Raw genomic sequence first — 15661 nt, forward strand, 5'->3', positions numbered from 1 at the left:
GTTTTTCATTACTTAAATTTTACATTACAAAGGAACAACATTTCCAAATAAAATTCTCTATAAACCCCATCGATACATGTCGATCGACTTATAGATATTTATCGATGAAATATAATACCCTGACAATAAGAAGTGGAGATCACCTTAAAAAACACTATAGTTTATGGTGGGTTTTGACAAGGTCCACAAGCTCAACCATATTTTCAATCTTGAGTTTTTCAAAGATATTTTTTTTGATTGTGCTTACTGTATTTTGTTTGATATTCAGACTGTTTGAAATTTCCAGGTTTCCATATCCTTCAGCATAAAGTTCTGCAATCTGCATTTCTCTTTTGGTTAAACTGTTGAGCGGGCTTATCAGATCCGGATTGTAAACAAACTGTACCAGCAGGTTTCTCAGAAGATCAGAGAAGTACTCTCCTTTTTCGATGAAGGTTGTAATTGCTTTTCTTACGTCTTCTTCCTCACTCAGTTTACTCAGGTAGCCATCAGCACCGGCTTTAATAAATTTAAGGCCGTGCAGCTCTTCTTCAAGTCCTGTAAAAATCAAAATTTTAATATCAGGATTTACGCTTTTCATCTGTGGCAAAATATGAAGACTGTTTCCGTCCGGGAAATGGGCATCAATAACAGCGATCTCGATTCCTTTCGATTCTATCAGTTCCAATACCTGATGTAAGGATGAAGTTTGATAAACTTTAGCGTTAGGAACAATATCGCTGATAACAATCTCCATTCCCTGGCGTACAATGCTGTGATCGTCTGCCAGAAGGAATATAATCTCTTTATTTTGTATTGGTGTTTCCATTATTATTAATATTTAAATTGATCCTGAATGTCACTTTAGTTCCTTTATGTAATTTGCTTTCAACCGATATATTACCGTCAAAAAGCTCTACAATTTCTTTTACAAGGTTAAGCCCAAGTCCTGCTCCCAGATTATCTACTTCATCAGAAACCATCCCCTGATAATAAGGATCAAAAATTTTACCAAGATCAGATTCTGATATTCCTACTCCCGTATCTGCTACTGTTGTGATCAGGCAAATTTTATTTTCTCCAAGGGATTCTGTAGCCAATACAAGATCAATCTGTCCGTTTTCTGTAAACTTGTTGGCATTCCCCAGAATATTCATAAAAATCTGATTGATTCTGATATTATCCGAATAGACCACCAGATTTTCAGGGATTCTGTCTGTCACAGCAAACCTGTTGTTTCTCGTTTCCAGATAAGGGGTAATGACCTTTACAATAGAGCTGATTTCATCTTTAAGATTGAAGACCGACTGTATAAGCTCTTTTTCAGCATTCTCGTTTTTGGTATATTCCAGAATCTGATTAGACTGCAGAAGCAAGGTACTGTTGGTGAACTTGATGGATTTAAGATAATCCTTTATCGTTTCATCTTCGGTGGTTCTGTGGATTTTGTCAATGAAAATATTGATGATTTTCAAAGGAGACCTCAGGTCATGACTTAACATTCCCAGAATCCTGTTTTTGAAATTAAGATTCTTTTTAATCTCTTTATTGGCAGCATCCAGTTTCTGTTCATAAATAAACGCCATTCTTGTAAAATACATAATCAGAATAGAAACAATAAACATCAGAATCATCAGTCCCAATACCAGATAGGTTCTTATCTTGTTATTATTAGAGCTTTGGTCGTTGTATTCTTTTTCCAGTTCAGATTGAAAATCCTTGATGGCATTTTCGTAAACCTCTATTAAGTTATTACTATATACCAGCAGCTTACTGAAATTGCTGTAAAACTGTAAATTATTCTTCTGACTAATGGCCGCAAGCAGCTGAACTTTTTTTACCTCGGCAGCGTAATGCTTGTCCATAGATTTTAGGGTATTGTCCATTTTGGATTTTACCTGAGAAATATCCAGAGTCTTGTTATTGGTCATTGTGATTACAGTACTCTCCTTCTGAACATCCACTTTCCCTGTTACCGCATCTTTCAGACGCCCGAAAAAGCCTTTCTTTTTAATGGTATCCGCATAAGTACGGGTCTGAATATTGAAATCTTCAAAATCGTTTTTATACTTGGCAGGTTCATACTGTTTGTCCTCAATTTTTGCCGGCGGATTGAGGGATGTCTGGTACACTGAATCTATTAACGTCTTCAGTTTTGCAGTCTTTAAGGTATCCTTACTACGAATAGCCAGAGTTTTTTTCAATCTTGGACTTGTATTTTCATATTCACCAATTTTATCAAAATTAGTTTTAAGTTTTCTCAGCGACTGGAAATAGAGCTGCAGATCATCGTTATTCTGAGTAGCCATATATTTCTGAAGATGATCCTGTGCATCCATGAAATCTTTCCTGGAATTATCCGTTAATCCTCCCAATGCACGGCTTTCTTCAAGCTGATCTTTTATAAACTTCAGCTTTTTCCCGTTGACAAATTCGTTGTAGAAAAATATGGCAATAATCACCTGTATCAGTAAAATACAAAGGATCAAGGAATAATGAACAAGTTTTCTCAATTTAAAATTTAAGAATTTATTTTTCATATTTGTTTATCAGTTAAATTAATTTCCTGACCAGATAAGCCCATTAGATATTAGTCTTCAACAATATAGCATTATTTTCAGTAATTTCATAATAGCCATATATTATCTAACTGGCAAAGTTAAAGTAATTTTTGTCTTCTTACTAATAATGAATATTTGATAAAACACACAGAATTTAATTCTTTTTACAATTAAAACTGCTTCTCAACATTCAGTTTTATGTATGTAAATCTATTTTTTTAGATCAATAGCAAAAAAGCAGGCTTCCGGCAAAATGTTCTTTTTCTGTTTATTTCATTCCAAAAAACAATTCAAACATTTGAAAATAAACACATTAGAAACTCACAAAACTTTGATAAAGTTCAGATGTAAAATTCACAGTAAGCAAAAAAGCCCAGAATTATATTTCGATTCCATATTATAATCATTAGTATTTTCTATTTTTCTAAGGGAATCATGAGGTGATATTTTCCTAACTTTTCAGTTTGAAAGGAATTAAAGAATACTTCAGACCATTCACCGAATTCTCTGAAATGTTCAAAAGCAATTAACTGCAAAAACCGCTTTATCATCTTATGACAGATAAAAATTTCAATCCCGGAAAAGGCTTGATATTCAGCAAACATGTGCCGGAGGAATTATCACATTTTGAGCGTGTCTTTGATGTTTTCAAAGATCTGCTTACCCATACCTCCGGAGATATTGAAGAAGCCTTCGACTGGCTGGACATGCTTGATCAGGAATATGATATTTTCAATGATGAGTATACCCTTCAGGATTTTGAAGAGGATTTGAAAAAACGAGGTTATATCAGGGAAGAAGACCCTGAAAAAGGCAATACGGGAAGTGGAAAAGGTAAAAATATATTAACCCCTAAACTGGAAGCTGCCCTTCGTGAATATGCGTTGGATCAGATCTTTGGTAAACTGAAGAAAAACGGAGCCGGAAATCACCGTACCCATAAAACAGGAATCGGAGATGAACGTGATGGTGAAAACCGTTCTTTCCAATACGGGGATGATCTTGCTGCTGTGAACATGACCGAAAGTTTAAAGAATGCACAGATCAACAACGGAATCTCAGACCTTCGTCTCACAGAAGATGATCTGATCGTAGAGGAAACCAAGCATAAGGCACAGATGAGTACTGTTCTGATGATTGATATCAGCCATTCAATGATTTTATATGGTGAAGACAGGATTACTCCGGCCAAAAAAGTAGCCATGGCACTCGTGGAATTGATTAAAAGAAAATATCCTAAAGATTCCATTGATATTATTGTTTTTGGAAACGAGGCATGGCCCATTAAGATCAAAGACCTTCCCTATTTAAAAGTTGGTCCTTATCATACCAATACCGTAGCAGGTCTGGAACTCGCCATGGATATCCTTCGCAGAAAAAGAAATACCAACAAGCAGATTTTTATGATCACCGACGGAAAACCCAGCTGTATTCAGTTGCCCAGCGGTGAGTTTTATATGAATAGCTTTGGGCTGGATGAAAAAATTGTCAACCAGTGTTTCAACAGAGCAGCACAGGCAAGAAAACTGAAAATTCCTATCACGACTTTCATGATTGCCCAGGATCCTTATCTGCGTCAGTTTGTGGAAGAGTTTACAGCCCAGAATAAAGGAAAGGCCTTCCTGACCGGACTATCAGGATTAGGGCAGATGATTTTTGAAGATTACGAAAAAAACAGAATAAGAAGAATATAAAGATCAGATTTTACATTATTTAAAAATAAAAATCTCATCAGATAAATAGTATTACAAGACAATGAAAAACGATATTACATTCAAAGAATTAAAAAAATCCGGTTATACTCACAAAACGATTAATGAGGAAATCCAGGCCAATCTGATTGCCAGAATTAAATCTAAAGAACCTGTATTTGAAGGGCTTTGGGGCTATGAAGACACTGTTGTTCCCCAACTGAAAAAGGCAATTCTTGCCGGACACCACATCAATTTACTGGGACTGCGCGGCCAGGCAAAAACCAGGATTGCAAGAAGCATGGTAAATCTTCTTGATGAATATATGCCTATCGTAAAAGGGTCTGAAATCAATGACAGCCCGTTTCATCCCATTTCAAAGTTTGCCAAAGATCTGCTTGCTGAATTAGGAGATGAAACTCCAATTTCGTGGGTACACCGTTCTCATCGTTTCTACGAAAAACTGGCTACTCCCGATGTGAATGTTGCAGATTTAATTGGTGATATAGACCCTATTAAAGCAGCTACCTTGAAACTACCCTATTCCGATGAACGTGTTTTACATTACGGAATGATTCCACGTGCCAACCGTTCTATTTTTGTTTTAAATGAATTGCCGGATCTGCAGGCCAGAATCCAGGTTTCCCTGTTTAATATTTTACAGGAAGGAGATATTCAGATCCGTGGATTCCAGCTGAGAATGCCGCTTGATATTCAGTTTGTTTTCACAGCCAATCCGGAAGACTATACCAACAGAGGAAGTATTGTAACACCGCTGAAAGACAGGATCGGGTCTCAGATTTTCACCCATTATCCAAAAACTATCGCTCTTGCAAGACAAATTACAGAACAGGAAGCATTGATTTCTGCTGAAGATAAAGCACAGATCCAGATTCCTGATCTGGCGAAAGATCTCCTGGAAGAAGTTGCTTTTGCAGCCCGTATCAGCGAATATGTGGATGCGAAAAGTGGTGTCAGTGCCCGTCTTACCATCAGTGCTATGGAAAATTTAATGGCAGCAGCCAAATTACGTTTAATTGAATCCGGAGCAGAGAGAACTACTGTACGTCTGCTTGACTTCATGTCGATCATTCCATCAATCACAGGGAAAATCGAACTGGTCTATGAAGGTGAACAGGAAGGTGCTGATTACGTAGCCAAAATCTTAATTGATAAAGCCGTAATTACCCAATTTGAAAGCCTGTTCCCACGTATTTCAAAACTGGAAAAAGAAGGGATCAAAACACCGTACACTGACCTGATCAGGTGGTTCAACAAAAATCATTTAGAACTTAATTACAATGATACAGATGAAGAATTCTATGCTAAACTTGATAAGATAGAACCTCTGACAACTGTAGTGGAAGAAAATGCTTCCGAATTGAGCAAAGAAGATCAGAACTTCTGCAAAGAACTGGTGCTTTGGGCATTAACGATCAGCAATAAAATTGACAAATCTGAAAATCAGAATGCATTCACTTTTGATTCTCCCGGGATTGGCCAATTCTTACGTAACTAAAAATCAGTAAAATAATATAAAAGTAAAACCTTCAGTTCATCTGAAGGTTTTTTATTTGTTTCTGAAAGACTTTATACCAGATTGTCATTTTTAAGCACAGCAGAACCGAAAGGATTGTCAACCAACCATAGCCACTCTCCTTCTTCATTTCTTTTCATGATACAGGAAGTATTGCCTGTCATATGAATAGAATGCCCATCCGGAGCAGTTCCCGTTATTTCCCACTGATCCTGCCACATCGCCAGATCATTTACAACAGTGATATGTGGAGTTTCACCTTGAATATCCAGTTGTAAGCGGCAAATCTCATTCATTGCCCTTTCTATCTGCTCAAACCCTCTCCACTCTCTTCCATCGCGGTCTATGTAGACTGCTTCTGGATGAAAACAACTTAATGCTCCTTTTACATCTCCGTTTCTGATGCAATGCCGAAAATAGGCTACAGCACCAGTTTCTGTTTTTCTGTTAAATTCCTGCATTACTTCACATTTCTGGAGTCCATTTCCCTTTTCAAGCCTTTCTTACCTTTATTCCAGCTGTTGGCCACAAAAAAAGCAAGAAGTATCGGTAAAAAAGTAGTGAAACTGATCCCTTTGGTTATGGTACTATAAATAGCAATTCCAGCCAATACTCCCAGGATGATAGCATTCACAACATTTCTGGCTTCAATAGTTCTTTTTTTCTCTATCAACTCCTGATCCGTTAATTCTGACAAATCTTTTTCCATATTTAATAGTATTTCTTGGTTTTTCGTTTTAGAGCGGTAAAATTCATTTTTTTAAAATCTATTTTTACCGAAAGCTAAATTACAATATTGTCAAGATATTTTTTTTATTTCTTTTATTTGTAATTTATTTCATAACACCAGTTTCGGAAAAATTTCAATGCTTATGGAAGACAACCTGAATTGTATTTACAGAGTTATCAATTTTATGGAGAAGAATTACGACCAGCCTGTTTCTGTAAAGGAACTGGAAGACATTTCTCATTATTCTTACCGGAATATCCAGCGCATTTTCAAGTACAGCTGTGGGGAGACAATAGGTGCTTTCCAGCAAAGATTAAAAGTAGAAAATGCCTATAAACGCATTCTTTATACCCAGGAAAATCTTACCTCCATTGCCCTTGAAGTTGGTTTTGCCAATATCGCTTCCTTTTCCAAAGCTTTTAAACAACATTTTGGGATTTCTCCTAAAGCTGCAAAGCAAAGTAAGGAACAACTTCTTTGTGGAGATGCCATCATTCCTGTTACCTCAGAGGTCTTGCTGGAACCCGAAATTGTTTATCTGAAACCTGTCCAGGTATATTATCAGAGCATTAACACCTGTTATAACAATGAAGAGATTGAAGTGCTGTGGGAAAAGTTCATGGAAAATGATTTTCCTGACCCCGGGATAGAATATTTTGGAGTTATAGCCGATGAACCATTAATAAAAACAGAAATCAACTGCCGCTATGATGCATGCTCATCCGTTCAGTCCGGAAATAAAAAGCTACCTTCAAAAATGATATTCGGAGGTAAATATGCCCGTTTTACCCATCATGGAAGCTACGAAACAATAGACGACACGTATACGAAGATCTATTCACGCTGGATTTTCAATTCAGGTCTTGAGTTTTCACACACTCCTATCATTGAAAAGTATGAAAATCATGCTGAAAACGAAGATGATCAGGAAAAACAACTGACCTATATTTTATTACCTTTGAAGTAAGTTGTCAGTTTAGGACAACTTTCAAAACATTTGCTGATCTAATTTTGCCCTGTTAAAAATAGATCAGTTATGCAAAAAAAGAAAATTATGTTCCCTTTATTACCTCTTCTTTTATTTTCATGTTCTGCTGCAGAGCTATCAGAAATTCCGGGCACTGCAAATCCGGAAACAGCTATTTACAAAATGCCTGAAGAATCAGCTCCACATGAAGGAACCTGGCTTCAATGGCCTCATCAGTATCAGTATGGAGTGACTTACCGCAACAGACTGGATGCCACCTGGGTAGCGATGACCAAAGAACTTGTACAAAGTGAAAAAGTTCACATTATTGCTTATGATGGTGCAGAAAAGAATCGTATTATAGGCCTGCTCAACAATGCTGGAGTTTCCCTCACCAATATCAACTTCAAAATTTATCCAACGGATGACTTCTGGGTAAGAGACAATGGTCCTATCTATGTAAAAGACCAGAACGGGCAGTTATTCATTCAGGACTGGGGATTTAACGGTTGGGGAAACAAAGCCGATTACAGCAAATGTAACGTAATACCTTCTAAAATAGCAGCCGATACCAATATACCAAAAATCAATCTTAACTCAGTGATGATCAATGAAGGCGGAAGTGTGGAAATTGACGGAAACGGAGTGTTGATGGCTTGTAAAAGTTCTATCCTGAATAATAACAGAAATCCGGGAATGACGCAACAACAGGCAGAGGCTATATTTACTAAAAACCTAGGAGTAACCAAATTTATCTGGCTGAATGGAAAAGCCGGTCTTGATATTACCGATATGCACATTGATGGTTTTGCCCGGTTTGCCAATTCTTCTACCATTATTACAATGAGTCCTGATGATCTGGCCTACTGGCAGGTACCGGACGGAGATATTGATAAACTGTATGATGCTACTGCGAAAAACGGTTCTCCATATCAGTTTGTAAAAGTGCCTTTAACAAGAAATGATGTGATTACTACGTACGGAAAAAATGTAGGGCGTGCTTCTTACATCAATTATTATATTGCGAATAACCGTGTATTGGTTCCTAATTATAACGACCCTAACGATGCAGTTGCCAACAATATTATCCAACAGCTTTATCCTGGCAAACAGGTGGTTGGTATAGACTGCCGGAATTTATTTGCCAATGGCGGAATGGTACATTGTGTCACCCAGCAACAACCTCAATAAAATAATCGTAAGAATAAAGCCTGCTCATTTCAGCAGGCTTTACTGATAGACAGCTTCAGTCGTCAAAAAAATAGCGTAAATTTGCCCTGTCCATCCCGAAAAAGATGGTTTTCTATTATACGTATTATGAAAAAAACAGCACTTTCTTTATTGGTTCTTCTGAATATGGTTTGCCAGGCACAGAATTTTGATGTAATTCCCTTAGGAATATATGGTGGTGAGCAGGAAGACAATTTATCAGCCTATCTGGTAGGCGCTCCGAAAGACAATGCATTTCTCTGCCTTGATGCCGGTACGGTAAATGCCGGAATCCGGAAAGCAATCGAAATGAAAAGCCTTGAAGGAACTACAGAAACAGTTTTGAAGGATCAGATCAAAGGATATTTTGTATCTCATGGCCACCTGGATCATTTATCAGGGCTCATCATCAATTCTCCGGCTGATTCGAAGAAAGATATTTTTGCGATAGCTCCTGTGATTCAGATTCTTCAGAATCACTACTTTATCACGGATACCTGGATCAATTTTGCTGATCAGGGGCAAAAACCTATCCTTGGAAAATACCATTATAATGAACTGCAGGAAGGAAGTGAAATTCCCGCCCCAAAAACCCCTTTTTTTATAACCGGCTACGAACTAAGCCATGTAAATCCTTATAAGAGCAGTGCAGCCTTGGTAAGAAGAGATGATCACTATCTGCTTTATCTTGGAGATACGGGTGCTGATCGTATAGAAAAATCTGACCGCCTGGATCAACTTTGGAACGCAGCAGCTCCACTTGTTAAGAAAAAACAGCTCAATACGATATTAATTGAAGTTTCCTTCCCTAACAGCCAGCCGGAACATCTGCTGTTCGGACACCTTACTCCTAATCTGCTGACTGAGGAATTGAGTAAACTTAAAGAAAAGACCGGACAAAGCAGCCTTGAAGGCCTTAATATTGTGGTTACTCATAGAAAGCCGACAGGTGATAATCCAGAATTGATCAAAAAGGAATTATTAGAGAACAATCCTCTAAAAGTGAGGTATATCTTCCCGGAACAGGGTAAAAAAATTAGTTTACCCTAACAATAAATTAAAAGATGAAGCGGAAACAGGCTTCATCTTTTTTGATTTACAACTGTATCATTCATAACAAAACAATTTTAATATACTGAAATTCAATAATTTAATTTTATTTATCTGAAATTAATAAGTTTTTTCATGGTTATATTAATTTATCATCGTAATATTGCAATATAAAATTACAACAATGGGAGTTACTAAAACAGACTTTTATACTGAAGAACAAAATAAGCTGGCTTCTCTGCTTAAAGTTTTGGGACATCCGGCAAGAATCGCTATTTTACAGTACATCATTAATCAAAAAGCGTGTATCTGTAATGATCTTGTTGAAGAACTAGGATTGGCACAGGCCACTATTTCGCAGCATTTAAAAGAGCTTAAGAATATAGGAATCATCAAAGGTTCCATTGAAGGAAAGTCTGTATGTTACTGCATTAATGAAAGTACATGGAAACAGTTTCAGAATGAATTCAACCTGTTTTTTAATCAGGATGTTACTATAAAACAATGCTGTTAAGGCATTTTTTGAACACAAACATCGTAATATTGCAATATGTCATTACAAAATTATAACACTAAATTTTAATCTACTATGAGACTATCAGAAATCAAAGAAATTCTTCCTGCATTGGAAAATGTTGAATTTCAATTAGAAAACGGAAATTTTGTTCCAGAACATTTCCACGTAACAGAAGTGGGTCAGATCACAAAAAATTTCATCGACTGCGGCGGGGTCATCAGAAATGAAAAAGTGGTTAATTTTCAACTTTGGGATGCTGATGATTACGAACATCGTCTAAAACCTGGAAAGTTACTTCATATCATTCAGCTTTCCGAAGAAAAGCTTGGAATAGAAGACTCGGAAATTGAAGTTGAATATCAGGGAGAAACCATTGGTAAATATGACCTTGAATTTAACGGAAAAAACTTCGTACTGAAAAGCAAAACAACAGCATGTCTTGCTCAGGACGCCTGCGGAATTCCTTCCGAAAAACAAAAGAAAAATCTGTCTGAACTATCTGTAACCCCAACATCGGCCTGCACTCCGGGATCCGGCTGCTGTTAATTTTTATTAATTATGTATCAGGAATTATTAAACACGATTCAATCTCTGAAATGGGAAAGTATAGATGCCGACAGAAAAGAAGTTCTGGAGCCTTTGATCAGTTTTATCCAGCAAAAGGTGGATGACCGCAAAGAAATCAACCTGAATTTTATCTGTACCCACAATTCACGCCGGAGCCATCTGGCACAAGTTTGGGCACAGACAGCGGCTTCTTTGTTTGCCATTCCGGAAGTTCACTGCTATTCCGGAGGCACGGAAACAACGGCATTATTTCCTAAAGTCGCGGAAGTCCTGGCGAAACAAGGCTTTTCGGTTTTCAGCATTGCTGAGACCACCAATTCTGTATATGCTGTAAAATATGATGACAACAGTCTTCCGGTAATTGGTTTTTCAAAAAAATATGACAGTCCGTTCAATCCTGTATCTGATTTTGCAGCAATTATGACCTGTTCGCAGGCAGATGACGGATGTCCTTTTATCCCTGGTGCGGAAAAAAGAATTCCGATCACCTTTGAAGATCCAAAGATTTCAGATAATACACCGGAACAGTCAGCAATATATACTGAAAGAAGCTTACAAATTGCAGAAGAAATGTTGTATGTTTTTTCTAAAATCAAAAAATAATCATGCAGCCCAGACTAAAATTCTTAGACCGTTATCTTACCTTATGGATCTTTCTGGCTATGGGGACAGGGATTGCTTTGGGGCATTTTTTCCCGGCTATACCTGATATTATCAATTCACAGTCTCTTGGAACCACTAATATTCCTCTGGCCATCGGTCTCATTCTGATGATGTATCCGCCACTGGCAAAGGTTGATTATACTCTCCTGCCCTTGGCTTTCAGGGATAAAAAAGTAATCGGCATTTCTTTATTGCTCAACTGGATTATTGGTCCGGTTCTGATGTTTGTTCTCGCTATTCTTTTTTTAAGACATGAACCTGATTATATGTCCGGATTAATCCTCATTGGACTGGCCAGATGTATTGCTATGGTGATTGTCTGGAATGACCTCGCTAAAGGAAACAGAGAATATGCGGCATTGCTGGTTGCTTTAAACAGTATCTTTCAGGTATTCACCTATAGCTTCCTGGTATGGCTGTTTATCAATGTCCTTCCCGATCAGTTAGGTCTTGCAAGCTTTAATGTGAGTGTTTCTATGCAGGATATCACAGAAAGTGTATTGATCTACCTTGGAATTCCTTTTCTTGCAGGTTTTCTTACCCGATATGTCCTGATCAAATCAAAAGATGCTGAGTGGTACAACAGAAAATTTGCACCTAAAATTTCTCCTGTGACATTGTACGCTCTGTTATTTACCATCGTACTCATGTTTAGTTTGAAAGGCTCTAAAATACTGGAATTGCCAATGGATGTCATTAAGGTAGCAGTCCCCTTGGTAATCTATTTTGCTCTGATGTTTTTTGTAAGTTTTATCATCAATAAAACATTAAAAATTCCTTATGATAAAAATGCATCCATAGCCTTTACTGCTACCGGAAATAATTTTGAACTGGCTATTGCTGTGGCCATCTCAGTCTTTGGTATTCATTCGCCTCAGGCATTTGTAGGGGTGATTGGTCCATTGGTAGAGGTTCCGGTATTAATACTTCTCGTAAAAGCCAGTTTATTTATGAAAAAGAAATGGTACCATTAATTTCATTACCAAAACAAGAAGCATCGCCGAAACAGTGATGCTTTTTTTATGGATATCAGTTCTTACTCAATTTATAATTTCCACTGCCTTCATCTTTAGTGATTGTATAACCATCCTTCAGTTCAAGAGTCCATCCGTCACCTGACACTTTTCTATTTTCAGTTTTCACTGGATTGGATATTGAAATTTTATCCCAGTTTGGACTCATTAATGCTCCGTTTTCAATTGTCAGAATACCCCACAAATCAGTAATCCGGATATTGGGATATACTGTCCCTAGATCTTCTACAGGCATAATATTTCTCGGATCAAAGGAAACATTCATTTTTTCAAATTTGATTTCAAAATGAGGCTGTTGAATGAATTTCAGCTTGTATTCAGCAATAAGCCTCTTAGTTTGTTCTTCTCTTTCGGTTTCCTCCTTTATAATTGATTGTCCGTTATAATGATCAGATCGTTTCTTAACTTCTTTTTGCAGGTCAGCCTGAATTCTTATATCGAGTGCTTTACTGAAATAGCTGGTCAAGTTAGTTTTTGCATCAATTTTTTTATTCCAGTCCGGATCTTTTTGATACAGCAAATATCCATAAACAGGTGTTGTATAATAAGCAAATGAACGTACAAATGTGGGATTTTTCATAAAACCATCAATACCATTCAAAAGAGAAGACCTTGCCTGCTCTTTATTTCTGCCGCTCACAATGAGCCCCGTAAACTCAGCAATTCCTTCATTCAGTTCCAGCAGATTTTCTGTTGTTTCAGAACCTTTGTAAAGTGTATTCCTGTATTTCCTAAAAGTAAAGGCACTGGTGAGATGCTGCTTCATTTCTTTTTCTGAATTTGAGCGGATTGCCTGCTTTAGCGCTTCCAATTCGAGACGCAGGTAAATCCTGCCCTTCTTCTGATCCAGATGATTATTTTCCACATTGTTAAGTGTAAATCCCAATGAAGGCTGAATGCTATGAAAAGATTCATGAGCCAAAAGATTAATCCTGTTTTCTTTATTTTCAGAAAGGGGGAGCATAGCCATTGCCCATCTTTTTCCACCCCAATTGACCGCGGTATTGGCAATATTGACAGCAGCAGGTAAAATTCCAGAATAAGTAGTACCGTTACCTTTCAGAATGCCCTCCAAATCCGGCTCATTGGCAAAAAGCTCCCTGGTTTTCGGATCAATTAAAATCATAGGACCATATAAATCTTTGTTCCAAAGTCCGATATTCTTCTTTGAAGCTGTTTTTAACTCATCGAAAAAAATAGAAACTGTATCAGGGGAAGTAGATTGCGTTTGTGCTTTTACACCTAATACAAACAAGAAAAAGAAAGCTGTAGCAACAGTCTGCTTCATGGTTAAATTCTTTATGGTTAAGTTTTTCTCTAAAATAGATGGCTGCATCTACAATAATACGCACATGATAAATGCAAATTAAATACTTTAGAAAGCTAATATAATGAATTATAGCAATCAAGAACAATTACAGCCCAAAAAACATCTGTAAGAAAATGGCCATCCGGTTGTGGAAAAATTATTACAAACCGGAGAACGAAGGAATAAATATTTATCTGTATAAGAAAATAAATCAGAGACCATTAAATGTTGTATGGAATTATAGACAAATAAGGACTTTATCTCAGAAATAGATTATCTTTATAGGGAACGAAATTTTTATTAATAATGAAGTTAGAATTATATCAGATAGATGCTTTTACAGAATCTGTTTTCCATGGAAATCCGGCATGTGTTGTGCCATTAAAAAACTGGTTACCCGATGAAATCCTTTTAAAAATAGCCCGTGAAAATGCAGTGGCAGAAACCGCCTTTTTCATTGATAACGGTGATAGCATTCACCTGAGATGGTTTACCCCTGAAATAGAGATGGATTTATGCGGCCACGCTACCCTGGCTACTGCCCATTGTCTTGTTTCCATCTTAAATTATGAGCGCAATAGAATCATTTTTGAAACCAAAAGTGGCGAACTGACAGTTGATGTTAAAGATGGGATGTATTATATGGATTTTCCGTCCAGAATGCCCGAAGCCTCTACTCTTCCGGATACAATATCCAGATCACTTAATATCCAGCCTAAAGAAGTCTTCAAAGCAAGAGATTATGTTCTGGTATACGATTCTGAAGAAGATGTAAAAAATATCAGGATTGAAAGATCCGTTTTTGATCTTATTAATCTTGATCCGGGTGGTGTTATTGTAACATCGGAAGGTACCGACAGTGATTTTGTTTCAAGGTATTTTACCCCGCAGTCCTCCATTCTTGAAGATCCGGTTACCGGCTCTGCACACTGTTCACTTATTCCCTTCTGGTCATCAAGGTTAGGAAAAGATCAGCTTTTTGCCCGTCAAATCTCTGAAAGAGGCGGACAGCTCTATTGTGAGAACAAAAAAGAAAGGGTCATTGTGGCGGGGAAAGCCCAAACATATTCTGTCGGACATTTCCGGGTAGAGTAAGAGAAGAGAATACAATACTGCAATATTAATAATAAAAACCTTGAATCATTCGATTCAAAGATTTAAGTTGATCTGCATTTTCAAAAATTATAAAAAAAATTGGCTACTCTTTTGGTAGCCAATTTTGTAATTATTTCTATGATATTTCAATCATTCTTGGTGGTTTCTGCTTCGCATCTTCTTTTTTCGGGATGGTTAACATTAAAAGGCCATTTTCATATTTTGCATTAATATTATCCTGATCCACAACATCTTTTGGAAGCTCAAAACTTCTCTGGAAAGATTGGTAACTGAATTCTCTTCGTGTGAAGTTTTCATCTTTTGTCTCTTTACGATCTTCCTTCGTTGATGAAATAGTAAGCAGGTTACCATCCAGCCTGATCTGAAAATCATTTTTATCCATACCTGGTGCTGCAACCTGAACTTCATAAGCTTCTCCGTTCTCCTTTATATTGACCGATGGTACGGTTGTACTGGTAGATGAGTAATTGTTATTGCCCCAGTTAAAAAGTTCACGACCAAAAAAATCATCAAAGACACTTGAAAAGCCCAAGTTGCTGTTTCCGTTTCTTCTTATTAGATTATTCATAGCAATCATTTTTAATTAAGTTTAACAATCATTAAAAAACACGTCAGCTGGCCAGCTGTACATAAAAATTTACAAAAAAAATACCATTTGAGTACGAATGAAATTTTTTCCGGTTTTCTGTCATTTTTTCAGAATTTCTGACACAAAACACTGATCCTGAGAA

16 protein-coding genes are annotated in these 15661 nt (G+C 37.0%); 10 read left to right on the forward strand and 6 right to left on the reverse strand.

The genetic code is table 11. The annotated features are described in order from the left end of the window. Window positions 1-154 precede the first annotated feature (154 nt). Together AB1278_RS15055 and AB1278_RS15060 are read right to left on the reverse strand one after the other, a co-directional pair. Window positions 155-808, reverse strand: a complete 654-nt coding sequence (locus AB1278_RS15055; RefSeq protein ID WP_202843166.1) for a LuxR C-terminal-related transcriptional regulator — start codon at window positions 806-808, stop codon at window positions 155-157. Further along, on the reverse strand, window positions 786-2519 hold the full coding sequence (locus AB1278_RS15060; RefSeq protein ID WP_429815404.1) for a sensor histidine kinase: 1734 nt from the start codon (window positions 2517-2519) through the stop codon (window positions 786-788). Before AB1278_RS15060 ends, AB1278_RS15055 begins: the two co-directional genes overlap by 23 nt. 575 nt (window positions 2520-3094) lie before the next feature. Between AB1278_RS15060 and AB1278_RS15065 the strand changes: the two genes are divergently transcribed. Both AB1278_RS15065 and AB1278_RS15070 read left to right on the forward strand, forming a co-directional pair. Further along, the gene (locus tag AB1278_RS15065; RefSeq protein ID WP_202843170.1) at window positions 3095-4234 is read left to right on the forward strand and encodes a vWA domain-containing protein; all 1140 of its coding nucleotides are present in this window, start codon (window positions 3095-3097) and stop codon (window positions 4232-4234) included. Between the two features lie 61 nt (window positions 4235-4295). Then, a complete protein-coding gene (locus AB1278_RS15070) occupies window positions 4296-5750 on the forward strand; it encodes a sigma 54-interacting transcriptional regulator (RefSeq protein WP_343643003.1) in 1455 nt (484 codons plus the stop codon). Window positions 5751-5821: 71 nt separating this feature from the next. Here AB1278_RS15070 and AB1278_RS15075 read toward each other — a convergent pair whose 3' ends face one another. Together AB1278_RS15075 and AB1278_RS15080 are read right to left on the reverse strand one after the other, a co-directional pair. Beyond that, on the reverse strand, window positions 5822-6229 hold the full coding sequence (locus AB1278_RS15075; RefSeq protein ID WP_110009681.1) for a YybH family protein: 408 nt from the start codon (window positions 6227-6229) through the stop codon (window positions 5822-5824). Then, window positions 6229-6477 carry an FUSC family protein gene (locus AB1278_RS15080; protein ID WP_110009680.1) on the reverse strand — a complete coding sequence of 83 codons (249 nt, stop codon included), beginning with the start codon at window positions 6475-6477 and terminating at the stop codon, window positions 6229-6231. The genes AB1278_RS15075 and AB1278_RS15080 overlap by 1 nt, the downstream gene beginning before the upstream one ends. A 163-nt stretch (window positions 6478-6640) precedes the next feature. Between AB1278_RS15080 and AB1278_RS15085 the strand changes: the two genes are divergently transcribed. From AB1278_RS15085 to arsB, 7 genes are all read left to right on the forward strand, one after another. Then, on the forward strand, window positions 6641-7465 hold the full coding sequence (locus AB1278_RS15085; RefSeq protein ID WP_343643007.1) for an AraC family transcriptional regulator: 825 nt from the start codon (window positions 6641-6643) through the stop codon (window positions 7463-7465). A 69-nt stretch (window positions 7466-7534) separates the two neighbouring features. After that, entirely contained in the window at window positions 7535-8656 is a 1122-nt protein-coding gene (locus AB1278_RS15090) for an agmatine deiminase family protein (RefSeq protein ID WP_343643009.1), read from the forward strand. A gap of 126 nt (window positions 8657-8782) precedes the next feature. Further along, window positions 8783-9724: a 3',5'-cyclic-nucleotide phosphodiesterase gene (locus tag AB1278_RS15095; RefSeq protein ID WP_429815410.1), complete on the forward strand. Its 942-nt coding sequence runs from the start codon at window positions 8783-8785 to the stop codon at window positions 9722-9724. A 184-nt stretch (window positions 9725-9908) separates the two neighbouring features. Next, window positions 9909-10238: an ArsR/SmtB family transcription factor gene (locus AB1278_RS15100; RefSeq protein ID WP_110009677.1), complete on the forward strand. Its 330-nt coding sequence runs from the start codon at window positions 9909-9911 to the stop codon at window positions 10236-10238. Window positions 10239-10313: 75 nt separating this feature from the next. After that, complete coding sequence (locus AB1278_RS15105; protein ID WP_110009676.1) at window positions 10314-10787, forward strand: DUF6428 family protein; 474 nt, start codon at window positions 10314-10316, stop codon at window positions 10785-10787. A gap of 12 nt (window positions 10788-10799) precedes the next feature. Then, window positions 10800-11411 carry a low molecular weight phosphatase family protein gene (locus AB1278_RS15110; RefSeq protein WP_137904255.1) on the forward strand — a complete coding sequence of 204 codons (612 nt, stop codon included), beginning with the start codon at window positions 10800-10802 and terminating at the stop codon, window positions 11409-11411. Between the two features lie 2 nt (window positions 11412-11413). Next, window positions 11414-12445 carry an ACR3 family arsenite efflux transporter gene (gene arsB, locus AB1278_RS15115; protein ID WP_343643017.1) on the forward strand — a complete coding sequence of 344 codons (1032 nt, stop codon included), beginning with the start codon at window positions 11414-11416 and terminating at the stop codon, window positions 12443-12445. Window positions 12446-12500: 55 nt separating this feature from the next. On the opposite strand, the gene AB1278_RS15120 is transcribed toward arsB, so the two are convergent. Further along, window positions 12501-13793 (reverse strand): hypothetical protein, encoded by a 1293-nt coding sequence (locus AB1278_RS15120; protein WP_343643019.1) that lies wholly within the window; start codon window positions 13791-13793, stop codon window positions 12501-12503. Window positions 13794-14120: 327 nt separating this feature from the next. Between AB1278_RS15120 and AB1278_RS15125 the strand changes: the two genes are divergently transcribed. Further along, window positions 14121-14909: a PhzF family phenazine biosynthesis protein gene (locus AB1278_RS15125; protein WP_343643021.1), complete on the forward strand. Its 789-nt coding sequence runs from the start codon at window positions 14121-14123 to the stop codon at window positions 14907-14909. A gap of 136 nt (window positions 14910-15045) precedes the next feature. Here the strand turns inward: AB1278_RS15125 and AB1278_RS15130 are convergent, their stop codons facing one another. Beyond that, window positions 15046-15498, reverse strand: coding sequence for an Hsp20/alpha crystallin family protein (locus tag AB1278_RS15130; protein ID WP_202843791.1), 453 nt, complete (start codon window positions 15496-15498; stop codon window positions 15046-15048). Window positions 15499-15661: the final 163 nt, after the last annotated feature.

Source organism: Chryseobacterium sp. NRRL B-14798 (assembly GCF_050470705.1).
Lineage (GTDB): Bacteria > Bacteroidota > Bacteroidia > Flavobacteriales > Weeksellaceae > Chryseobacterium > Chryseobacterium cupriresistens.